The organism is Vibrio orientalis CIP 102891 = ATCC 33934 (assembly GCF_000176235.1).
Taxonomy (GTDB): domain Bacteria; phylum Pseudomonadota; class Gammaproteobacteria; order Enterobacterales; family Vibrionaceae; genus Vibrio; species Vibrio orientalis.
In genome coordinates this window covers 187,603-210,338 of the sequence record NZ_ACZV01000003.1, presented here as the reverse complement: position 1 = coordinate 210,338, position 22,736 = coordinate 187,603, and the positions used below count along the sequence as shown (strand labels likewise).

Below are 22,736 nucleotides of genomic sequence, written 5' to 3'. Positions count from 1 at the left end.
GAGATAAATGAACAAAAAAATGAAAAAACAGTCAGGCTTTACCCTATTAGAAGTCATGGTCGTCGTGGTGATCTTGGGTATTTTGGCAAGCTTTGTTGTACCTAACTTACTGGGCAACAAAGAGAAAGCCGATCAACAAAAAGCGATTACCGATATTGTTGCGTTAGAAAATGCACTTGATATGTACAAGCTAGACAACAGTGTTTACCCATCAACTGATCAGGGTCTAGATGCGCTTGTTAATAAGCCTTCGAGCCCAGAGCCACGTAACTACCGTGATGGTGGCTATATCAAGCGTCTACCTAATGACCCATGGGGCAATGATTACCAGTACCTAAGCCCGGGTGATAACGGTAGTGTGGACATCTTTACTTTAGGTGCTGATGGCCAAGAAGGTGGTGAAGGTGCCAATACCGATATTGGTAACTGGAACATTCAAGACTTTCAGTAAGCAATAAGGCTTTCTCGATTGAACATACGCCATCACTCTGGTTTTACGTTACTTGAGATTTTGCTGGTATTAGTACTGGTATCGGTAGCGTCGGTAGCGGTTATCTCAACACTACCTGTTAGTGCAGAAGATGGCGCCAAACAGCAGGCTCAATCACTCTACCATCGTGTCCAACTTCTTAATGAAGAGGCGATACTCAGTGGACGTGATTATGGCCTGCATGTAGACGAGAAAAAATCAGCGTATGAGTTTTTTCATCTTACATCAGAAGGTTGGCAGCGCTTGGATGGCGTCAATATTGCCGAGCGTACTGAATTAGATGATAACTTAGCCTTAAACCTTGTGTTGGGCGGTAATGTGTGGGCCAACAAAGAGCGTTTGTTCGAGCCAGGCAGCCTGTTTGATGAAGAGATGTTTGCCGAATATGAGCAAGAGAAGCGTCTTCCTCCTCCACAAGTGTTTATTATGTCTAGTGGTGAAGTGACGCCATTTTCTATTGCTATTTACCCGCAAGACTCGGATGCCGAGAAAGACGGTTGGCGAATAGTGGCAAAAGAAAATGGTCAAATTCTCCTGTTTGCTCCGGGGGAATCAGATGAACAGCAATAGACGTGGTTTTACCTTGCTTGAGGTGTTAGTGGCGCTGGCGATTTTTGCCACCGCAGCCATCGCGACGATTCGTTCGGTCAGCCAGCATATTAATACCCTTAACTTTCTTGAAGAGAAAACCTTCGCTGCGATGGTGGCCGATAATCAAATGGCCAAAGTGATGCTATCTAACAGCAAAGTAGTGAAGAAAAAAGGCCAAGAAACCTTAGCAGAACGGGAGTGGTTTTGGAGCATTGAACCCGTTTCGACCAGTGGCGACATGCTACAAGCGTTTGATGTTAAGGTCGCGACCAGTGCAAAAGCGTCACCGATTGTCACGGTAAGAAGTTATGTACCGAAATAAGCGCTCTGGTCAGAAAGGTTTCACTTTGATTGAAGTGCTGGTGGCGATTGCTATCTTTGCTAGCCTAAGTGTCGGCGCTTATCAGGTGCTTAATCAAATACAGCGCAGTAATGAGTTGTCGCTTGAGCGCAGTGAACGATTGAAATCTCTGCAGCGTGCACTGGTATTTATGGATAACGACTTTCGTCAAATGGCTCTGCGCCAATCACGCACCAATGGCGAAGAGGCTTCTGGGCAACTTATCCATTGGCAAGAGTACTTACTCGATTCTGATGCTAAAGGTGTGATGTTCACTCGATTAGGTTGGCATAACCCGCAGCAGCAGTTTCCTCGTGGTGAGGTGAGCAAGGTCGGCTACCGAATAAAAGACGATCAACTTGAACGCATTTGGTGGCGCTATGTGGATACTCCGGCAGGGCAAGAAGGTGTGGTAATGCCACTGCTCGATGGCGTCGAGTCGTTTGAAATGCGTTTTTACGATGGCAGTCAGTGGAGTGATAACTGGCAGAAGAACTACCGTTTACCGCAAGCGGTGACAGTAAGCTTAGAGCTGCAAGATTACGGAAAAATTGAACGCATCTATCTGACCACGGGTGGGACACTGGAAGGTGCTGAGGAGTCCGAAAGTGATGGTTAAAAAACAGCGCGGTGTTGCGCTAATCATCATTTTGTTACTTCTGGCGGTGATGGTTACGATTACGGCGACGATGGCCGATCGCCTGTTTGGTCAGTTCAAGCGCGCGACAAACCAGATTAATTATCAGCAAGCGTATTGGTATAGCGTGGGCGCCGAAGCGTTGGCCAAAGTCGGTATTGAGCAAAGCTACAAAGACTCAGACACGATTAATATGTCTCAGCCATGGGCGCTTGAAGAGCAAACCTATCCGCTTGATTTTGGCACCTTGTCTGGGCGCTTAGTTGATAAACAAGCGTGCTTTAACATCAATGCATTGTCGGGTGTTGAAGTGGTCGCCGGTTCAGATAAGGCCCCTTACTTGGTAGAGGCTTTCCAACATCTATTGGAAGAACTAGAGGTTGAAAACTACCAAGCAGAAACCATCGCCCAGTCGTTGTGGGAGTATGTCGATAGTGACAACTCTGTCAACTCGACCAGTGGTGTGGAAGACAGTTTCTACGAATCTATGTCACCCGCGTATATGACCGCTAATAGTCTATTGGCAGATGGTTCGGAGCTTAGGGCGGTCAACGAAGTCTCTGGTGAGGTAATGGAAAAAGTGCGCCCTTATATTTGTGCGCTGCCAACGTCTGACCTTCGCCTCAATGTGAACACCTTAAAGCCGGAACAAGCGGCACTTTTGGTGGCTCTGTTTCATCCAGCACTTAGCTTAGAACAAGCAAAAGAGGTGTTGGAGAATCGCCCTTTTGATGGCTGGGGCAGCATCGATGACTTCTTAAGTGAAAAAGAGTTCGCTTCCGTTAAGGAAGAGCAAAAGAAAGAGGCGAAAGCTTACCTTACGGTAACGAGTGTTTATTTTGAATTGGATGCTGAATTGTTAGTCGGCGACTCTCGGGTGAGAGTTCGTAGTTTGCTATTTAGTGAGAATAAGGAAACTGTGACGGTCGTACGCCGTCGCTTCGGAGGTATCGGTGAACGAGTTTCTGATCGTTCGACTGAGCAATAATACGGCGCAAGCTATTCAATGGATAGTTTGGTCTGAATCGCAGCAAGAGGTGATTGCAAGTGGCGAGCTATTGGGCCGCTCAGCATTGCCCGAATTGGCTAATTATTCCCAAGGTCGTCGCACGCTGGTTTTAATCTCAGCGCAAAGCTTAGTGCTGACAGATGTGGAAATTCCTGCTGGGGCGAGTCGCCAGTTCGAATCTATGTTGCCGTATGTATTGGAAGATGATTTAGCCCAAGATGTCGATCAGTTGCACTTCTCAGTGTTAAACAAAGGCCAGGGGCGTGCGCAGGTGTGCGCAATTGACCGAGCGTTCTTCGAGCAATTGCTGAGTGATCTGCGTGAGCAAGGCTGCCAGATACACCAAGTGATGCCGGATGTGTTGGCGCTGCCTGATGTTGACGGTATGTCAGCGGTAGAGCTTGACGGTCAATGGCTACTTAAAAAGTCGCCTTATTCAGGTATGGCGGTTGAAAGTGATTGGTTAGCGCTGATCGCCCAGTCAGATTGGGTAAAGAATGATGACGGCCTCTTACCATTAACAGCTTACTCGGCGTTACCAAACATAGAGCTAGCGGAAGAGCAGCAATGGCAAAATGGTGAACCTAAGCTGGTGATGCAATTACTCGCAGAGCAGACTTTGGCTAGTAAAATCAATCTTTTAACTGGTGCATTTAAGCCAAAGTCTTCTTTTAGTCGTCACTGGAAAACATGGCAAAAAGTGGCGATAGCAGCGGTATTGCTGCTGGCAGTTGTGGTTGTCGATAACGTGCTTAAAGTTCAGCGCTATGAAGCGCAAGCCGCGGCTTATCGAGCTGAAAGTGAACGCATCTTCCGTCAATCTTTACCGGGCAAAAGTAAAATTCCAACGGTAAGTTACCTCAAGCGAGAAATGAACCGAGAAGCCGAGCGTTTATCTGGTGGGGCAGATAGCAGTGCTCTACTGAGTTTAATGGTCAAGTTGCCACCATTACTTAAACAGGTCCCAGAACTTACTTTGACCAGCTTTAAGTATGATGAGGGTCGCAATGAAGTGCGTTTACAAGCGCAAAGTAAAGACTTCCAGACTTTTGAGAAAGCAGCGCAATTACTCGGTGACCGTTTTACTGTTGAGCAAGGCCAGCTTAATCGATCTGGCGGTAACGTTAATGGTTCGTTTGTGTTAAAGCCACTGTAAGGAGTGAGTATGAATAATTTATTAGCCTCCTTGCAGACATGGTGGCAGAGTATTTCTCAACGTGAACAGCGCCTAATGGTTGCCTGTACAATGCTCGTGTTAGTCGGTGGCCTCTACTGGGGGATCGTTCAGCCAGTAGCCAACCGGGCGGACAACGCCCTGATGCGGATTCAAAGTGAAAAGCAACTGCTTACTTGGGTCAAGGATAAAGCGGATGAGATCGCTGTGCTAAAAGGTCAAGGAGGCAAGAGCGTCTCTGGTTTGCCTATCAACCAAGCGGTGTCATCCAGTGTTAAGCGTTTTAAGGTTGAATTGATTCGCGTCCAGCCACGCGGTGATGAATTTCAAGTTTGGGTCGCACCAATGCCTTTCAATCAGTTTATGAACTGGGTAACGTTTTTGCAGGAAACTTATGGGATTGGTGTGGTGTTCCTTGACCTTGATAAAGGGGATCAAGAAGGCATGGTAGAAATCAATCGACTGCAATTTGGCAGAGGGTAGCAGTGTGAAAAAAATCATTCTATCTGGCCTGTTTCTCGGTGGTGTATTGTCGACCAGTGCCTTGGTGCATCTGCCTGCTCAATTTGTGGTGCAATACGCACCGCTGCCGAATCAGCTTAGCTTAGCTGGGGTAGAAGGGACGATATGGCAAGGCTCAGCTCAGCAAGTAGTCTGGAATGGACAAAACTTTGGCCAGTTGAACTGGCAACTAAGTCCAAGCCAGCTGTTTACGGCTAAGCTTGAGGCTAAAGTCCGTTTTGGTCGCGGTAGTGATATTCAACTACAAGGGCGAGGAGTGGTTGGCTATGCTTTAAACGGCCCTTATGCCGAGAATGTACTCGCTTCGATGCCTGTGGCTTCTTTGCTTGAAGTCGCGCCTAGCTTGCCAGTGCCTCTAGAACTCAATGGTCAAGTTGAGCTGAGCTTACGTTCTTACTCTTATGCAGCTCCGTTCTGTCAGGCGGCTGAAGGGAGTTTGGTCTGGAATACCGATGTGATTGGTTCGCCACTTGCTGACTTGGCGACAGGGCCGATTGTCGCCCAGTTCAATTGCCAAGAGAGCAAGATTGATGTTTCTGTGGAGCAAAATAGCGATCAGGTTGTGAGTAATGCGAGCGTGACGTTAGAGTCAAACCGCAACTATGTCGCGACCGCGTGGTTTAAGCCGCAAAGTGAATTTCCGACTGAGTTAGCACAGCAGCTGAAGTGGTTGCCGAATCAAGCAGACTCGGAAGGCAAGTTCCCATTCACTTATCGTGGGCGTTTGTAAATAGCGGTTGTTTGGCATTATAAGATTGAGAAAAGGGCAGCCATTGGCTGCCCTTTAGTTATTTACTGGCTGGGAAGCTGATTTGTACTTTTAATCCGCCGCCACTGCGATTGTTTACGATCACAGAGCCATTATGTTGGCTGACAATGCGTTTAACGATAGCCAGACCTAATCCGGTGCCTTCACTGCCTCGCGCAGTATCGCCACGAGTAAAGGGTTCAAACAGTTTGCCAATCTGGCTCTGTTCAATACCAGGACCGTTATCTTCAATACAGACCCACACCAATTTGTTGTCGGCGGTGATGCCAGTACTGACTTTAATCCAGTCATTACCATAGCGAATCGCGTTGGTCACTAAGTTGCTAACAGCTCGTTTAATCGCAATTGGGCTACCAATTGTCTCTTTGAGTGGCTGGTGGAGCTCAGTTTCAATCTGAACTTCATAGCCTCCCTCAGAGGAAGCGACATCATTGGCAATATCATTAAGATCGACGGGAATGAAAGAGTCTTTGTTGACTGGCTTAAGGTAGTCCATAAATTGACTGATGATTTCATTACACTCTTCGGTATCACCAATAATCCCTTCGGCGAGATAACTGTCTTCCGGCGACATCATCTCTGTCGCTAAGCGAATACGCGTCAAGGGAGTGCGTAGGTCATGGCTAATTCCCGCCATTAATAACGCGCGGTCTTCCTCAAGGGCTTGAATACCTTTCGACATCTGATTGAAAGCGCGAGTCACTGAGCGTATTTCTGAAGGGCCTTTTTCTGGTAGCGGTGGTGGAATCTCGCCTCGTCCGACGCCCTTAGCGGCTTTTTCTAGCGCGATCAGTGGGCGATTTTGCAAGCGGATAAACAGCCAACCACCAGCAACAATCAAGAGTGCCATGATTAAGCTATTGCGAAATAGCGGGGTAAAGTCCTCTTCTTGTAGCTCAGAAAGAGGGATACGCAGCAGTGAATCGGGTAGTGACTCAATCTGCATCCACAATACATAGCTGTCACTGCCAAGCATCATACGCACATCAGTGGGTGAACCGAGCTCATGGGTCATCTCTTCACTCATCAGGTCGATGGTTACTGCGTGGTAGTACTCGTCTGCCATTGGGCTGTCTTTGGCGTGAATGGTCACCCCTAGTTGCTCAAGTACACGACGGCGCAGTGGCGCATCCATTTCTAGCTCATCATCCATTGACTTGGAGTCATCAAGCATTAAGTTGATTTCGTGGCCAAGGATCTTATTGAACTGCTGCAAACTCGGCATTAATGCATAGTTAAAGACGGCATAGTAAGAGTAAACCTGACTGGCAATCAGTAACGTCAGAAAGATGATGATGGATTGAGTAAATGAGCTGCGGATGCGCATAACACCAACCTTGAGCGAGTTATGGTGGTCAAAACAAAGAGTGCGAGACTTGGTCTCGCACTCTATCAGTGTCTGTTTATTTTAAGCTTCTTTGCCGTCCGGGACAAAGACGTAACCTAAACCCCAAACCGTTTGAATATAGCGAGGTTTGCTTGGGTCAACCTCAAGCATGCGGCGTAAGCGAGAGATTTGCACGTCAATCGAACGTTCCATTGCTGAGTATTCTCGGCCACGCGCCATGTTCATCAATTTATCACGCGACATTGGCTCACGAGCATTGGTGACGAGTGCTTTTAGAACTGCAAATTCACCCGATGTAAGCGGCATTGCTTCATCGTCACGGAACATTTCACGCGTGCCTAGGTTTAAGCGGAAGTCACCAAACTCAACCACAGACTCTTCACTGCTTGGTGCGCCAGGCAGTTCGGTTGTTTGGCGGCGCAGTACTGCTTTAATACGAGCTAACAGCTCACGCGGGTTAAATGGTTTTGGTAGGTAGTCGTCTGCACCCACTTCAAGACCAACAATACGGTCAATCTCATCCCCTTTAGCGGTCAGCATGAGGATCGGAAGGGTGCTGTTTGCATTACGTAGACGGCGACAGATTGATAGGCCATCTTCACCTGGCAGCATTAAATCTAATACCATCAAGTGGAAAGTCTCACGTGTTAGCAGGCGGTCCATCTGCTCACTGTTAGCGACACTGCGAACTTGGAACCCTTGTTCAGACAAGTAACGTTCTAGTAGTGCACGAAGTCGCGCATCATCATCGACAACTAAGATTTTGTGATTTTCTTGCATGTAATGGTTCCACCTATTGAATAAGCTTACGCAAACTTTGAGTAATGGAAGGTTTACTCAATTGCGCAGCTTAAAATGTAACATTGTTCCAGTTCTATTGGCGCAAAGAATTGTTAACGTTTATTCCTTTTTAGCTAATGTATATCTGAACTTCAATTTAATAGCGTCAGAAATATGAAAACAAACCTAATTACGCGAGAAGGTTATGATCGACTTAAGAAAGAGCTCGATTTTTTGTGGAGAGAAGATCGCCCCGAAGTGACAAAAAAAGTAACTTGGGCCGCAAGTCTTGGTGACCGCAGCGAAAATGCTGACTATCAATACAATAAGAAACGTCTACGCGAGATCGATCGCCGTGTGCGTTACCTACGTAAGCGCTTAGAGCAGGTCAAAGTGGTCGATTACTCTCCTCAGCAAGAGGGTAAAGTGTTCTTTGGGGCTTGGGTGGAGATTGAAAATGAAGATGGTGATACCAAAGCATTTCGCATTGTTGGGCCGGACGAAATTTATGGAGATGCCAAAGGGTACATTTCGATTGACTCGCCGATGGCGCGTGCCCTGTTGAAAAAAGAAGTCGATGACGAGTTCAGTGTCAAAACGCCAGAAGGTTTCAAAGAGTGGTTCGTAAATAGTATTCGCTATAGTGAGTAGCAGCGAAGTTACTCATTTAGCATAAAAAAGTCCCACATTGCGCGGGACTTTTGGTTGGCTATTTTTCGTAGTCAGGTTTGTCAGTGACGATATAGTTGGTGTCACTGGCGACCACCGCGCCATACTTAAGGAAGTTCTTTCCTAGGATCATGCTGTAATGGAATCGGCTGCGGTCTTGTAAGTTAACGCGGATTTTCTTTTCCAGATCGCCAAGCGTGACATGCATTTCAACCACTGGGCGCACATTGGCTTTCTCACCTTGTTTGGCAGTTATGGTCATAGTATCGACCACTTTACGGGTGAACTTCTCTTCCATCCCGACATCGTTTTGATAGGTGAAGCTGACCATCTGTTGGCCATCTTTTTTGAACATCTTGATGTTTTGCGCATTGATTGAGCTAACGTCGGCGCCCGTATCTAGTTTAACAGGGAAGTCTAACCCTTCAACGGTCGCCACTTCGATATGACCCGCGCTGAACAGTGGGTGGGCATCAAGTAGGTGATCGGTTCGAGTGTTGATCAGTACGCCATCTTTTGACATCTTCTGGCCAATGACAAAGTAATCTTCCACTTCGTTGTCATCAAGGACATCAATCGCATATGGCATCTCGACATTCTTGCCGTACAGGTTGAATGTACCAAATACAACCGGTCTTACTGAATCACCGACACGCAGTTTCTTGTTGATCGGTTTAGAGAACTGCTGCACATCACCTTGTGCGTTGGTGAGGTAATAGGTCACCCAATCTTTGCCTTTTTTCTCAAACATCTCGAAGCTGACCACTTTTAGCAGTGGGGTTTTCACTACTAACGAAGGCTCGGCTTTGAGTGAAATGCCATCGAGGACTAGGTTCTCTTCCCCTGACACCTGCATCGCTTTGGACTTAGTGTTGAATGTTTTCGGTGAATTACTCAGTAGTGACTTCTGACTGGTATCAATCATAAAGCGTTTGTTCAGAGTGTCCTTGCCAAGACGAAGCTGAGAGCTGAACTTGCTTCTATCGGTTAGGTAAACCATCCAGTATTGAGGCGTTTCACTGTTGGTATTGACGGGGACAAAGACTAGCGGCTTTTCTTCTCCGCTGACTTTGAGCATTCGTATCAGTGGTCGTGTCAGTTGACTCTGTTTACCACCGTTATCTTCAACGGTAAAAGTGACTTGCTGATTTTTGTCATCAATCTTGATATTGGTAGCATGTAACGAACTGTAGTTGTTGCTCAGTGAGTAGCTAACCTGTTGCGTTAGACCGCCAATATCGACGCTCTCTTTCTTGCCGATCAACTGTGCATTTTTCTGTTCTTGCAGATAGTCATAGCCTGCGAAGACCCATGCATTGTCATCTAGATAGGTTTTTCCGATCAAAATAGGTGCCGAAAACTGGTTACGGTTGGTCAGGTTGACGACAGTATCAACGGTTCTTCCGGCAATGGTGATTGGCATTCTGACTGTCGGGCGAAGAATTGGCTTCTCACTGGTTCGGCTACGGATGGCACTGACATCTTCGAGATCATCAGTAATCTCTATCTCTTCACCTGTGTACGGCTGTGGAATAGTGAAGCTGACTTTCACTTGATAAGGGAGAAAGGTATTGGCATCCCACACTGCCTTAGTGCCGCCGAGATCATCAATGATTGCCCACAGTAACTCATCATCTTTTAGGTGTTGGAATTTTGGGTTCAGGCTTATGACATGAATATTGTCGGCGTGCATCGAGGTGGTATCTGCACCGGTATCTATCTTGCCTGCGAATGATATTCCCTCTAATGCTGGAATGTCACTGAGGTAGACACTTTCAACGCGGCCAAGGACCAGTTTATCGTCGAGTTGGTAAATTGGGCTTTGGGTGGTGGCAGCAAGAGGTTCTGCCCAAGCAAAAGAGCTAGTCAGTAATGAGCTGGCTAAGGCTAGCGCCAATGACATTTTATTCATTGATATTTTCCGCATCAGTCTAAGAGAGAATCTGGGTGTATAGAAAGAGTAGGCAGTTTCTAATCAAGAAGTCTCGGATTTACCTCTAGTTTTGACACAATTTTGACCAATGTCCTACTGAGCGCCGTAATTTATAGGTTAATTTTCTGCGCTGCGTCGGAAGCATTGCAATATCTGATGGTTACCCCAATATATTGAACATACCCAATAGCTTTGAAGCGCACAGAAGCGAAAGCTGAAAACCCACACATAGAATTAAGAGAATACACGGATGAGCCAAGCTATCTGTAATTTGATTGCTCAAGAGCTAAATGTACGCTCAGAGCAAGTCATTGCTGCTGTAAACCTAATTGATGATGGTAATACGGTGCCATTTATTGCTCGTTACCGTAAAGAAGTGACCGGTGGTCTGGATGATACCCAACTGCGTAACCTTGATAGCCGCCTCGCGTACTTACGTGAACTTAATGAGCGTCGTCAAACCATTCTGAAATCCATTCAAGAACAAGGCAAATTGACCTCAGAGCTAGAAGCTGAAATCAATCAAGCAGACAGTAAAACGCGCCTAGAAGATCTCTATCTGCCTTACAAACCTAAACGTCGTACTAAAGGCCAAATCGCGATTGAAGCAGGTCTAGAGCCTCTGGCTGATAAGTTGTGGAATGAGCCACAAACCGATCCAGAAAGCGAAGCGGCAAACTATCTTGCGGCTGATAAAGGCATTGCTGACACCAAAGCGGCACTTGATGGTGCTCGTGCTATCGTGATGGAACGAATTGCTGAAGATGCCAATTTACTGGAGAAGATTCGTCATCATCTTAATCGCAGTGCTGAGCTGGTTGCCCGCGTTGTCGATGGTAAGCAGCAAGAAGGCGAAAAATTTAAAGATTACTTCGAGCACAATGAAGCGATCAGTAAAGTGCCGTCTCACCGCGCTTTGGCCATGCTGCGTGGTCGTAACGAAGGCTTCTTAACTCTAGCGATGAATGCGGATCCTGAACAGGAAGAGAGCGCACGTCAGTCTTACTGCGAAACGATTATCAGTGACCACTACGGTATTTCCCTCAGCAGTGCTCCTGCTGACGGATGGCGTAAGCAGGTCATTAGCTGGGCATGGCGCATCAAGGTGTCGATGCACATGGAAACCGAGCTGATGGGCGCCATGAAAGAGCGCGCTGAAATTGAAGCAATTGAAGTGTTTGCCACTAACTTAAAAGATTTGTTGATGGCAGCACCGGCAGGCCCTCGTGCAACTCTGGGTCTCGATCCGGGTTTACGCACCGGCTCGAAAATCGCAGTGGTGGACTCAACCGGTAAAGTGCTGACGACTGAAACCATCTACCCGCATCCACCGCAAAAACAATACGATAAATCGGCGCAAATCGTTGATGCTTTGGTGCGTAAGTACAATGTCGATTTGATTGCGATTGGTAACGGTACGGCCTCACGTGAAACGGATAGCTTTGTCGCTGACCTTATTAAACGTGGCAACCTGAAAGTGCAGAAAATCATCGTCAGTGAAGCCGGTGCATCGGTTTACTCAGCATCAGAGCTTGCAGCAAAAGAGTTTCCAAACATGGACGTGTCTCTGCGTGGCGCTGTGTCGATTGCACGCCGCCTGCAAGACCCGTTGGCCGAGCTAGTGAAAATCGATCCTAAGTCGATTGGTGTCGGTCAATATCAGCACGATGTTAGCCAATCAATGCTGGCAAAACGTCTAGATGCGATTGTGGAAGACTGTGTAAATGCGGTGGGTGTTGATGTGAATACCGCCTCTGCCGCGCTTCTGACACGCGTAGCAGGCTTGTCGAGCACTATCGCGCAGAACATTGTCGATTTCCGTGATGAGAACGGTCGCTTTGAAGCGCGTACAACATTAAAGAAAGTCGCTCGTTTAGGGCCAAAAGCGTTTGAGCAGTGTGCCGGTTTCTTGCGCATTATGGATGGTAAAAACCCACTAGATGCCTCATCGGTTCACCCTGAAGCGTACCCCGTAGTCAAAGCAATCGCTGAGAAGAACCGCAAAGATGTTAAAGCCTTGATTGGCGATACTCAGTTTTTACGTGGCCTACATGCCGTGGACTACACAGACGAGAGCTTTGGTGTGCCAACGGTAACCGACATCATTAAAGAGCTGGATAAGCCGGGTCGTGACCCTCGCCCAGAGTTTAAGACAGCAACCTTCGCTGAGGGTGTGAATTCGGTGTCGGATCTTGAACCGGGCATGGTATTGGAAGGCGTGGTATCGAACGTGGCGAACTTTGGTGCGTTTGTCGATATCGGTGTTCACCAAGATGGTCTAGTGCATATTTCTGCTCTGACTGACCGCTACGTTTCTGACCCGCGTGAAGTGGTTAAAGCGGGCGATATCGTCAAAGTGAAAGTGATGGAAGTGGACGTGCAGCGTAAACGTATTGGTCTGTCGATGCGCTTAAAAGATGAACCAGGACAAGATAATCGCTCTCAACGTTCAAGTGCACCACGTGGCCAGCAGCGTCAGCCGCAAGGCAACCAACGCCGTGGTGAAGAATCGAATGGCAACAGCGCAATGGGTGGTGCATTTGCCGCCGCATTTGCCAAAGCCAAGCGTTAATTTTTCGCGATCTAACTGAAAAGACAAATCCCCGCAGTAGTGATACTGGCGGGGATTTTTTTGGGTATTACCTTATCGAGCTAATGCAAGATAAGGTACTACAACACCGCAATTACATCAGAGGGAGTGTTGGGCACAACCGCATGTCCGTAATGAAACTTTATCACCGTCCTGCGTTTGGCCATCATTCCTTCTGATATCGCCGCATCGATTATGCGCCTCGGCAAGCGAAAGCGCATAGCATAGCCTTTACCTTGATGTTCGCTGTAACTATCGAGTGAAAGCAGTTTAAAAAGCCGTTCGATGGTATCTTCGGCCTGATAGTGAGAAGCGGCAACGACATCCTCCACATCATCCGTCTCATAGCTAGGGTGCTCTGAGGGATCCCATGAAGATTGCTTGCGCCGTTTATCGTCTGCTGTCACTTTTCGTTCGGCGTTGCTCTTGGCTAATGCAATGGTTGGAGCAATTGGCTCACGGACTTTATTGTCGCGTGCCGCTTGCTCAGTTTGCACATTAACCGATGGGGCGATCAGTGGAACGCTTACGTTCGTAGGTGATACGAGCATTGTTTGTCTCCTCACGCCCAACCGTTGGAGCGAACACTCCTTCGGTTAGTATATTTATCGACCAGTGGTGACAAATATTTAGCGCAAGTGACAATTATTTGAATGTGCCTAATAGAAACAAAAACTTAGGCAATAAACTGGCGGACTTTGTGACAAAATTCATCAAACTCGGTCATAAAGGGCGCGTGGGAAGAGGCACTAAAGGTATGACTTTCACTCGCTGGTAGCAGGTTATCGACGTCACTGGCTACCTTGATGGGTACTAGGCCATCAAGTCGACCATAGAGTCGCAGCGTCGGTGTGGTTAAACGTTCTAACTCCGCGCGATAATCGATATCGGCCAGGAGCTTTAGTCCAGCAAGCAGTGAGTCTGGGTTAGGCGCAGGGCGAGAAAGCACGGCTTTTTTGAGCTGTTTAACATCTTGTCTTGCAGAAGGACTGCCCATCGCTTGCAGAGCCATAAAGCGCTCGACCGTTAGTTGAAAGTCTTCGACTAATTGTTCGGTGAAATTACTCAGTACATCTGGTTTGATGCCACGCCAACGCTTCTCGGCGGCAAACTTTGGTGAACTTGCCACAGTAATCAGCTTTTGCACTCGTTCCGGATGATTGAGCGCGATATGCGTTGCCAGTAATCCGCCTAATGACCAACCCAGCCAAACTGCTTTTTGCGGAGCATCGGCTAAAACCTGACTGGCTAACTCTTGCATATTGGTGAAACAAGATTGATGGCTATGACCAAAGCCCGGAAGATCGACCACGTGAACGCAATAGTGTTGGCTAAGAACATCGACAGTTTGCTGCCAAACAGCCCCATTCATTCCCCAGCCATGAAGTAAGACGAGATCGTCGCCGCTGCCTGCTGTGTGCCAAAATAAAGGTTGTAACTTGCTCTCGCCTTGTACCACTTTTTCCATCCTTAAGCGTCTATTTTGATCGTCACAATGGGACTTTCCATTGCTGGGATTTTGCTCATGTTACCGCAAAGAATCATCAATTACATCGCCGACCTGTTACCGCTCAACTGCGAGTTATGTGGTTTGGCACTGGACGAGCAGCACAATGGATTTTGTTTTGTCTGTCGGGATAGGTTCTTACCGATACCTCGCTGTCAATGTTGTGGCTTACCTTGTGTTGCTGAAACGCTTTTGTGCGGTGAGTGCTTGGTTACACCTCCACCTTGGCGCCGACTCTATTGTGTTGGCGATTATCAACAGCCCTTATCTACCTATGTACATCACTTGAAGTATGAAGGTCAGTTTTGGCACACCAGTAAGTTGGTTGATTTGTTGATTCCAAATATAGATGCCCCTGCTGAAGTGGTCACGTCGGTGCCGTTGCATTGGCGTCGTCAGTGGCGTCGAGGCTTTAATCAAAGTGAGCTATTGGCTGCCTCATTGGCTAAGCAATTAGGATGTGAATATCGGCCTTTGTTCCGTCGTACTCGGGCGACTAAACAGCAGAAAGGGCTGAGTCGAAGTGAAAGGCAGGTGAACTTGAATGGGGCGTTTAGGTTACTGAAAGAGGAAAATTCTTATCGCCACGTCGCAATTGTTGATGATGTTGTGACGACAGGCAGTACGGTGCAGCATTTATGCAAATTACTGCTTGATAGTGGCGTGAAAAGTGTTGATATTTATTGCATTTGCCGTACTCCAGACGTAGTAACTTAGCTGAATTTGATCAAAAGGCTAGACCTCTAAATTTTCAGGAGTAAAATGGACAACAAATAGCCTACAAAATTACTCAGGTATTCGTCGTGTCAAATTCTATTACTATTACAGAAAACGCCCAATCTCATTTTGCTAACCTATTGGGTCAGCAACCAGAAGGCACTAACATTCGCGTATTCGTGGTAAACCCAGGCACTCAAAATGCAGAGTGTGGTGTATCTTACTGCCCAACTGAAGCGGTAGAATCTACGGATACAGAACTTAAGTTTGAAGGTTTTTCAGCATTTATTGATGAACTAAGCTTACCTTTCCTTGAAGACGCAGAGATCGACTTTGTGACGGATAAGATGGGTTCTCAACTTACCCTTAAAGCGCCAAACGCGAAAATGCGTAAAGTGTCTGATGATGCACCTTTGGTTGAGCGCGTAGAGTACGTAATTCAAACTCAGGTGAACCCTCAGCTTGCAGGTCATGGTGGCCACGTAAACCTAGTTGAAATCACTGAGCAAGGCGTCGCAATCGTAGCCTTTGGTGGTGGTTGTAACGGTTGTTCAATGGTTGATGTGACTCTTAAAGAAGGCATCGAGAAAGAGCTGCTACAACAGTTCGAAGGTGAGCTATCAGCGGTACGTGACGCGACTGAACACGATCGCGGTGAGCACTCTTACTACTAAGACATTGCTCTAAATTGAATAAAATCGAGAGGGTTGGCAGCGATGCCGGCCCTTTTTTGTTTTCAAACTTATAAAATTTCTCATATATTAGGAACTTCAACCTTCGTAAAGGAGCAGGCTCGTGGCTAAACGTACTCCACCAGAAATTCTAGATAAACAAACAGTTGCACAATCACGACTGTTCGCGATTGAAGCGCTGGATCTGCGTTTTAGTAATGGTGAGGAACGGACCTATGAGCGCATGAAGCCAAGTGGCCGTAACGCGGTGATGATGGTACCGATCACAGCTCAAGGCGATATTCTGTTAGTCCGTGAATACGCAGCGGGCACAGAGCGCTATGAGTTAGGTTTTCCTAAAGGGCTAATTGACCCGGGTGAGACGCCAGAGCAGGCTGCAGTACGAGAGTTGAAAGAAGAAATAGGTCAAGGTTCGAATAAGCTAACGCCGCTAAAAGAAGTGGTTTTAGCGCCTTCTTATTTCTCGAGTAAAATGACCCTATTCATCGCCGAAGATCTATACTCAGAAAAACTAGAAGGTGATGAACCTGAACCATTAGATGTGGTTCGTTGGCCGTTGGCGCAAGCTGAAGAACTGCTGACGCACCTCGATTTTAGTGAAGCGCGCAGTATTACCGCGCTATTACTCGCTCTACGCATTTTAAAATAATAATTATCGGCCTTGCCTTGAGCAAAGGAGTTTAAGCGAGAGCGCAAAGGAATTTTTATGCCAATAACAGAAGACTTGTCTCACCATTTACCGTCCGTGATTGAAATTGCTCGCAGCGCCGGACAGCTTATTCTCGATATTTACGAGAAAAAAGAGTACGAAGAGTTTACCAAAAGTGATGAAACCCCGGTCACCAGTGCCGATATTGCTGCTCACAAACTGATCATTGAAAAGCTATCGGATCTGACACCTGATATTCCAGTGCTGTCGGAAGAAGCGGCTGATATTAGTTTAGATAAGCGTTCGCAGTGGGATCGCTACTGGTTAGTCGATCCCCTTGATGGAACCCAAGAGTTTATTGCTCGCAGTGGCGATTTTGCCACCATTATTGCTTTGATCGAGAATAATAAGCCAGTGATGGGGGTAGTGTATGGCCCTGTCTCTGGGGTGACCTATTATGCCTATCACGGCAAAGGTGCTTGGAAGATTCCAGACTTAAGCGAAAGTGTTCGTATCAAAACCCATCAGCATGATGGCCCTAAAAGCCCGATAGCGATGGCGATTAGCCGTCGCCAGGATATCAACCGTATTACCGGCCGTATGAGCAGCGCGTGGAATTACGACTTAGTGCCACTTGGTTCTGCGGCACTAAAAGCGTGTTTGGTTGCCGAAGGAGCGGTCGATTGTTACTTACGTCTAGGACCAACGGGTGAATGGGATACTGCTGCGACGCAATGTATTGTTGAAGAGGCGGGCGGTCGTATTTTAAGTACTCAGCTAGAACCGCTTTCTTATAATGAGCGCGATACGTTGGAAAACCCGAACTTTATTGTATTAGGTGATGAGAACTTGCCGTGGGATGAGATTCTGCAAGTTAAGGACTAGAGAATCGATATAAGCTCTCTACTTGCTTTATGAGATCCCCAACTCGTTCGTTCCTCACTCTTGAGGATGACGTGGTTAAATATGTCATTCCATAGAACGACGAAAGAGTGAGTAGGGCATCTTTGTCAGTTGTTTGCTTGCTTTAAGAGCTCCCCAACTCGCTCGTCCCTCGTTCTCGAGGATGACAGTCATTGTTTAAGCCTTCGAATAGACATCCCTATCCCCAAGCCATCGATCAATAATTGCGACAGCATTATCTGGATAGTTGTCATGAATATGGCGAGCGATGCGCTGAACTTCCGGGATTAAGCGTTGATCTCGCACTAAGTCGGCAATCTTAAAATCGGCCATGCCCGTTTGTTTTGTCCCGAGTAGTTCACCTGGGCCACGGATTTCTAAATCACGCTGAGCAATCACAAAGCCATCATTACTTTCACGCAGTACACCTAAACGTTTTTGCGCGGTTTTAGATAGCGGTGAGTGATAGAGCAACACACAGTGACTGGCGACGCTGCCTCGGCCAACGCGGCCACGTAGCTGGTGCAATTGAGCCAAACCTAGGCGTTCTGGGTTTTCAATAATCATTAAGCTTGAGTTTGGCACGTCCACACCAACTTCAATCACGGTTGTCGCAACCAGTAGGTGCAGCTTGTTGTCTTTGAAGTCCTGCATCACAGCTTGCTTCTCGGCAGGCTTCATTCGGCCATGAACTAAACCGATTTTCACATCTGGTAGTTTGCGTTGTAGCTCTTCAGCAGTATCGGCAGCAGCTTGCGCTTCGAGTACTTCAGACTCATCAATTAAGGTACACACCCAGTAGGCTTGTTTACCCTCGTTGAGGCAAGCGTTACGTACTCGCTCAACAATATCCTCGCGCTTGGTATCTGGTATGGCGACGGTTTGAATCGGCGTTCGCCCCGGTGGTAGCTCATCAATCACTGAAGTTTCAAGATCGGCATAGGCGGTCATCGCCAGAGTGCGCGGAATCGGTGTCGCTGTCATGATTAGTTGATGAGGGTAAGCACCTTGCTTTTCACCTTTCTCACGTAGCTCTAAGCGCTGGTGGACACCAAAGCGGTGCTGCTCATCAATAATCACTAATGCTAAGTGGTGGAACTCTACATGCTCTTGGAACAGGGCGTGGGTACCGACCACCATTTGTGCTTCACCACTGGCAATCTTAGCCAACTCAGTTTCTTTTGCTTTGCCTTTGAGCTTGCCCGCTAACCAGCCGACTTTGATACCCATTGGCTCTAGCCAGTGAGCAAAGTTGATTGCGTGCTGCTCTGCTAGCAGTTCTGTTGGTGCCATCAAGGCGACTTGGTAGCCATGTTCGAGTGCACGCAGCGCGGCTAAAGCCGCAACTAAGGTTTTGCCCGAGCCGACATCGCCTTGAACTAAACGCATCATAGGGTGAGGCTTTTCTAAGTCTTGCTCGATCTCTTGTACCACCCGGGCTTGGGCATTGGTGGGAGAGAAAGGTAACTGTTCGAGTAGCTGCTGTTTTAGGGTGTCCTTTGGCGTTAATGGCAGCGCGGTATCTTGCTGGCCTTTGCTGCGTACAGAAAGCATCGATAGATTCTGCGCGAGTAACTCTTCCATAATCAGGCGAATTTGCGCAGGGTGTTTGCCTTCATCAAACTGTTCTAAGTCGATGTTTGGCGGGGGTCTATGAATGGTATGCAGCGCTTGGGCAAGCGTCGTTTGCTGATCATACAACCCATTGGGTAGTAGTTCTTGTACTGCGGTTTTATCGAGTAGCTCAAGAGCTTGGTCAGTCAGGTTGCGCAGTGTTATCTGACGCAAGCCATCTGTGGTTGGATAAACTGGGGTTAAGGTCTGTTCGATATCAGCTGGCTGGTTTGACGCATAAAACTTGTAATCTGGATGGACGATTTCTAAGCCGTAGCCACCACGCTTAATCTCACCATAGGCATGTACGGTTTTGCCTTCCGTGAAGTTGTTTTTCATCCCCGCGGTGAAGTTGAAAAAACGCAGCGTGATGGTGCCGTTGCCATCGCTGATTTTCACCGCCAGCATTTTACGTTTGCCAAATAGGGTATCAACACTCATCACCTTGCCTTGCACCGCTGCCCATAGGCCTGCATGCAATTTGGCGATTGGATAGACGCGAGTGCGATCTTCGTAGCGAAGAGGCAGATGAAAAAGGAGGTCTTGAGCAGTAACAAGCCCAACTTTCGCTAGTTTCTCGGCCACTTTGGCACCGACGCCGGTCAACGACGTTAAAGGAATAGCAGAGAGTAGTTGGGACATAAAAAAGCTCGATAAGTCATTCTATAAGTTAGTAATAGTTAACCATCGGGCTGTGTTTTTGTACAGGATAAATTGAGGGGGATCTAGGCTGTTTAGGTATATTTCATATGGGAGAAGTGAAAATCTGTCATTCCATAGACTGACGAAGGAAGGAGTAGGGAATCTCTCAAATCATTGACTAACAAGAAGAGATCCCCAACTCGTTCGTCCCTCACTCTTGAGGATGACGGACGATAGAAAAGACTATTTCTTCTGCATCTCGGCCCACCAAGCGTCGTCTGCAACGATCTGGCCTTGGTCATCAAGTGGTGGGTAAGCGAGGCTTTTGCGCTTAGCTACTTTAGCGAGCACGGGGTGGCCACGTTCAAATAGTAGGCGGTGAATGGTTTCTTCTGGTACTGAGCTCACTTCGTTATCGTACATACCAGCGGCTTCACGTTGACGTTGCGCTTCATACAGAATGACGGCACTGGCTACCGAAACATTGAGTGACTGAACCATACCCACCATAGGCACGATGATGTCCTGATCGGCAAGTTGCTTGGCTTTTTCAGAAGCCCCAACCTTTTCACTACCTAAAATGATTGCGGTTGGTTTGGTGTAATCAATTTCACGAAAATCGACTGCGGTATCTGAAAGGTTGGTCACGAGAACCTGCATACCTTGGGCTTTGAGCTCCGCTATCGCGTCTTCAATGTTGTCATGCGTTTCTACATCAACCCAGTTACGTGCGCCTGCCGAAGTGTGGCTTAGGGTACGCATCTCGTGTGGCCATACCGCATGAACCTTGTGGATACCGGTTGCGTCAGCGGTACGAATCACAGCGGAAACGTTGTTTGGCTTGTGAACCTCTTCAAGACAAAGCGTTAAATCGGCTTGGCGAGCTTTAAGGACTTGTTGGATTCGGTTGTAACGTTCTAAATTCATAACTCTTTCTTACTTACAAAAATGTCCCTGAAACCTGAGGCTTCAAGGACATTTAGTTTCAACTGATTAGTCGATTAGTTCTTACGACGGCGTACTTTGAGCGTATGTGGCATCGCTTTAATCTTACGCATAATGCCCGCAAGGTGAACGCGATCTTTGGTCGTTAGCAGTACAGTGACTGTGTATAGGCGACCATCACGTTCTTCGGTAGAAAGGCCGTGGATGTTTGAGCCAGTCTTAGAGATGACGTTGGTCAGTTCTGCCAGTGCACCTTGACGGTTTTGCACGTCAACGGTCACTTCAGTAATGAACTCTTTATCGTAATCTTCCGACCACTCAACCGCCATGTACTTATCTGGCTCTTTTTGGTAACCACGTACGTTCGGACACATCTCGCGGTGAACCACTAAGCCGCGGCCTGGTGATACGTGAGCAATAATGTGATCGTCTGGAATCGGGTGACAACAGTTCGCAAACGTCAGCAAGATACCTTCCGCGCCACGGATAGGCAGTTTCTTCTTGTTGCTATCGGTGTCGCTTGAGCCTTCCACTTCGGTTAACTCATCCGCATCACCTAATAGGCGACGAGCAATGACGATACTCATTAGTTCGCCTAGGCCGATATCAGCCAGTAGGTCATCAATCGAATCAATCTTAAGATCGCTCAATACATGATTGATGTTTTCTTCACTGATGTCAGAAAGTGATAGCTCACCCAGTGCATGATTGAGCAGGCGGCGGCCTAGAGTAATTGACTCTTCGCGGCGCATGGTTTTCAGAACCTGACGGATCTTAGTGCGCGCGCGTGAAGTCACTACATAGTTGAGCCATGCTGCATTCGGGCGTGCACCCGGCGCGCTGATGATCTCAATAGTTTGGCCGTTCTTAAGTGATTTACTTAGCGGGTATGGGTTGCGATCAACACGTGCACCCACACAGGTATTACCGACATCGGTATGTACTGCGTAAGCAAAGTCGACCGCGGTTGCACCGACAGGTAGTTCAACAATGCGGCCTTTTGGCGTGAAGACGTAAATCTCATCTGGGAACAGATCCGATTTAACGTTCTCGATAAACTCAAATGAGTTACCCGCGCTTTGTTGCAGCTCTAGTAGGCTTTGCATCCAGCGCTGGGCTTTCACCTGAGCGGTGGTGCCGGTACGCTCGCCAGTGCCTTTATACGACCAGTGAGCCGCGACACCTTTGTCTGCCATTTGATCCATATCTTCTGTACGGATCTGAACTTCAACAGGGACACCATGAGGGCCGACCATTGAAGTGTGAATAGATTGATAGCCGTTCGCTTTTGGTACCGCAATGTAGTCTTTCATGCGGCCTGGACGCGGCTTGTACAAGCTATGAACTTGACCAAGTACTCGGTAACAGGTGTCAGCATCATCAACCACGACACGGAAAGCGTAGATATCCATGATGGTATGGAAACGCTGCTCTTTGGTCTTCATCTTGTTGTAGATGGAGAACAGGTTTTTTTCTCGACCAAATACGCGAGCTTTTAAGCCGACTTCTTCAAGTCGACCTTCTATCTCATCATGAATGCGTTGAATCATCTCTTTACGGTTACCACGCGCAGCTCTCACTACCTCTTTAAGAACACGATAACGGTTCGGGTAGAGCGCTTCAAAACCAAGCTCTTCAAGTTCAGTTTTGATGTTGTGGATACCAAGGCGGTGAGCCAATGGAGAGTAGATTTCTAATGTCTCGCGAGCAATACGGCGCTTTTTATCTGGGCGTAGAGCACCCAAAGTGCGCATATTGTGAGTACGGTCTGCGAGTTTGATTAGAATAACGCGGATGTCTTGCACCATGGCAAGAACCATCTTACGGAAGTTTTCTGCCTGAGCTTCCTTGCGATCACGAAACTTAAGCTTATCAAGCTTAGAAACGCCATCCACAAGTTCTGCAACCGTATTACCAAATTGAGCTTCGAGCTCTTCTTTGGTCACTTCAGTGTCTTCTATGACGTCATGCAGAAGGGCTGCTTGTAGCGTCTCAATATCTAGGCGCATTTCGGCCAAGATGCGAGCTACAGCAACAGGGTGGATGATATAAGGTTCGCCGCTAGAGCGGGTTTGCCCTTCATGGGCGTCTTTCGCTACCACATAAGATTGACGCAGAGCCTCAATTTGAGGCTCTGTTAGGTATTCTTGGGCAACGTCTTTAAGGCTATCGAATAGATACAAACTTTAGGCCCGGAAGATAGTTGTAAAAGAGA

The 22,736-nt window shown here is 47.5% G+C and carries 22 protein-coding genes; 14 read left to right on the top strand and 8 right to left on the bottom strand.

Going from position 1 to position 22,736, the window contains the following annotated elements; genetic code table 11:
- Positions 1-7: 7 nt before the first annotated feature.
- Genes gspG through VIA_RS03050 form a run of 8 tightly spaced genes read left to right on the top strand, consistent with a single transcriptional unit; the run spans position 8 to position 5,493 of the window.
- Positions 8-451, top strand: coding sequence for a type II secretion system major pseudopilin GspG (gene gspG / locus VIA_RS03085; protein WP_004416815.1), 444 nt, complete (start codon positions 8-10; stop codon positions 449-451).
- A gap of 24 nt (positions 452-475) precedes the next feature.
- Entirely contained in the window at positions 476-1,060 is a 585-nt protein-coding gene (gene gspH / locus VIA_RS03080; RefSeq protein ID WP_174269815.1) for a type II secretion system minor pseudopilin GspH, read from the top strand.
- On the top strand, positions 1,047-1,403 hold the full coding sequence (gene gspI / locus VIA_RS03075) for a type II secretion system minor pseudopilin GspI (RefSeq protein WP_004410910.1): 357 nt from the start codon (positions 1,047-1,049) through the stop codon (positions 1,401-1,403). Before gspH ends, gspI begins: the two co-directional genes overlap by 14 nt.
- Positions 1,390-2,040, top strand: a complete 651-nt coding sequence (gspJ, locus tag VIA_RS03070) for a type II secretion system minor pseudopilin GspJ (RefSeq protein ID WP_004410909.1) — start codon at positions 1,390-1,392, stop codon at positions 2,038-2,040. The genes gspI and gspJ overlap by 14 nt, the downstream gene beginning before the upstream one ends.
- Positions 2,033-3,046 carry a type II secretion system minor pseudopilin GspK gene (gspK, locus tag VIA_RS03065; RefSeq protein WP_004410908.1) on the top strand — a complete coding sequence of 338 codons (1,014 nt, stop codon included), beginning with the start codon at positions 2,033-2,035 and terminating at the stop codon, positions 3,044-3,046. Before gspJ ends, gspK begins: the two co-directional genes overlap by 8 nt.
- Entirely contained in the window at positions 3,012-4,223 is a 1,212-nt protein-coding gene (gspL, locus tag VIA_RS03060) for a type II secretion system protein GspL (RefSeq protein ID WP_004410907.1), read from the top strand. The genes gspK and gspL overlap by 35 nt, the downstream gene beginning before the upstream one ends.
- A gap of 9 nt (positions 4,224-4,232) precedes the next feature.
- The gene (locus VIA_RS03055) at positions 4,233-4,724 is read left to right on the top strand and encodes a type II secretion system protein M (RefSeq protein ID WP_004410906.1); all 492 of its coding nucleotides are present in this window, start codon (positions 4,233-4,235) and stop codon (positions 4,722-4,724) included.
- 4 nt (positions 4,725-4,728) lie between these two features.
- Positions 4,729-5,493 carry a type II secretion system protein N gene (locus VIA_RS03050; RefSeq protein WP_004410905.1) on the top strand — a complete coding sequence of 255 codons (765 nt, stop codon included), beginning with the start codon at positions 4,729-4,731 and terminating at the stop codon, positions 5,491-5,493.
- 58 nt (positions 5,494-5,551) lie between these two features.
- On the opposite strand, the gene envZ is transcribed toward VIA_RS03050, so the two are convergent.
- Both envZ and ompR read right to left on the bottom strand, forming a co-directional pair.
- On the bottom strand, positions 5,552-6,859 hold the full coding sequence (envZ, locus tag VIA_RS03045; RefSeq protein ID WP_004410904.1) for a two-component system sensor histidine kinase EnvZ: 1,308 nt from the start codon (positions 6,857-6,859) through the stop codon (positions 5,552-5,554).
- A gap of 81 nt (positions 6,860-6,940) precedes the next feature.
- Positions 6,941-7,660: an osmolarity response regulator transcription factor OmpR gene (gene ompR, locus VIA_RS03040; RefSeq protein ID WP_004410902.1), complete on the bottom strand. Its 720-nt coding sequence runs from the start codon at positions 7,658-7,660 to the stop codon at positions 6,941-6,943.
- Between the two features lie 174 nt (positions 7,661-7,834).
- Here ompR and greB point away from each other — a divergent pair, with 174 nt between their 5' ends.
- Positions 7,835-8,311: a transcription elongation factor GreB gene (gene greB, locus VIA_RS03035; protein ID WP_004410900.1), complete on the top strand. Its 477-nt coding sequence runs from the start codon at positions 7,835-7,837 to the stop codon at positions 8,309-8,311.
- Positions 8,312-8,369: 58 nt separating this feature from the next.
- Here the strand turns inward: greB and VIA_RS03030 are convergent, their stop codons facing one another.
- Positions 8,370-10,241 (bottom strand): putative ATP-dependent zinc protease, encoded by a 1,872-nt coding sequence (locus tag VIA_RS03030; RefSeq protein WP_004410899.1) that lies wholly within the window; start codon positions 10,239-10,241, stop codon positions 8,370-8,372.
- Between the two features lie 271 nt (positions 10,242-10,512).
- Between VIA_RS03030 and VIA_RS03025 the strand changes: the two genes are divergently transcribed.
- Positions 10,513-12,834, top strand: a complete 2,322-nt coding sequence (locus tag VIA_RS03025) for a Tex family protein (RefSeq protein ID WP_004410897.1) — start codon at positions 10,513-10,515, stop codon at positions 12,832-12,834.
- A gap of 98 nt (positions 12,835-12,932) precedes the next feature.
- Here VIA_RS03025 and VIA_RS03020 read toward each other — a convergent pair whose 3' ends face one another.
- Positions 12,933-13,403 (bottom strand): hypothetical protein, encoded by a 471-nt coding sequence (locus tag VIA_RS03020; protein ID WP_004410896.1) that lies wholly within the window; start codon positions 13,401-13,403, stop codon positions 12,933-12,935.
- A gap of 125 nt (positions 13,404-13,528) precedes the next feature.
- Positions 13,529-14,320 carry a pimeloyl-ACP methyl ester esterase BioH gene (gene bioH, locus VIA_RS03015; RefSeq protein WP_004410895.1) on the bottom strand — a complete coding sequence of 264 codons (792 nt, stop codon included), beginning with the start codon at positions 14,318-14,320 and terminating at the stop codon, positions 13,529-13,531.
- Between the two features lie 57 nt (positions 14,321-14,377).
- Between bioH and VIA_RS21610 the strand changes: the two genes are divergently transcribed.
- The 4 genes from VIA_RS21610 (at position 14,378) to cysQ (ending at position 17,302) form a co-directional block, all read left to right on the top strand.
- Positions 14,378-15,076 carry an amidophosphoribosyltransferase gene (locus VIA_RS21610; protein WP_004410893.1) on the top strand — a complete coding sequence of 233 codons (699 nt, stop codon included), beginning with the start codon at positions 14,378-14,380 and terminating at the stop codon, positions 15,074-15,076.
- Positions 15,077-15,162: 86 nt separating this feature from the next.
- A complete protein-coding gene (gene nfuA, locus VIA_RS03000; protein WP_004410891.1) occupies positions 15,163-15,750 on the top strand; it encodes a Fe-S biogenesis protein NfuA in 588 nt (195 codons plus the stop codon).
- Between the two features lie 121 nt (positions 15,751-15,871).
- Positions 15,872-16,417: an ADP compounds hydrolase NudE gene (gene nudE, locus VIA_RS02995; RefSeq protein WP_004410889.1), complete on the top strand. Its 546-nt coding sequence runs from the start codon at positions 15,872-15,874 to the stop codon at positions 16,415-16,417.
- A gap of 57 nt (positions 16,418-16,474) precedes the next feature.
- Positions 16,475-17,302 carry a 3'(2'),5'-bisphosphate nucleotidase CysQ gene (cysQ, locus tag VIA_RS02990; protein WP_004410887.1) on the top strand — a complete coding sequence of 276 codons (828 nt, stop codon included), beginning with the start codon at positions 16,475-16,477 and terminating at the stop codon, positions 17,300-17,302.
- Positions 17,303-17,497: 195 nt separating this feature from the next.
- Here the strand turns inward: cysQ and recG are convergent, their stop codons facing one another.
- From recG to spoT, 3 genes are all read right to left on the bottom strand, one after another.
- Positions 17,498-19,576: an ATP-dependent DNA helicase RecG gene (gene recG, locus VIA_RS02985; RefSeq protein WP_004410886.1), complete on the bottom strand. Its 2,079-nt coding sequence runs from the start codon at positions 19,574-19,576 to the stop codon at positions 17,498-17,500.
- A gap of 243 nt (positions 19,577-19,819) precedes the next feature.
- Positions 19,820-20,503 carry a tRNA (guanosine(18)-2'-O)-methyltransferase TrmH gene (gene trmH, locus VIA_RS02980; protein WP_004410885.1) on the bottom strand — a complete coding sequence of 228 codons (684 nt, stop codon included), beginning with the start codon at positions 20,501-20,503 and terminating at the stop codon, positions 19,820-19,822.
- A gap of 74 nt (positions 20,504-20,577) precedes the next feature.
- On the bottom strand, positions 20,578-22,704 hold the full coding sequence (spoT, locus tag VIA_RS02975) for a bifunctional GTP diphosphokinase/guanosine-3',5'-bis pyrophosphate 3'-pyrophosphohydrolase (protein WP_004410884.1): 2,127 nt from the start codon (positions 22,702-22,704) through the stop codon (positions 20,578-20,580).
- Positions 22,705-22,736: the final 32 nt, after the last annotated feature.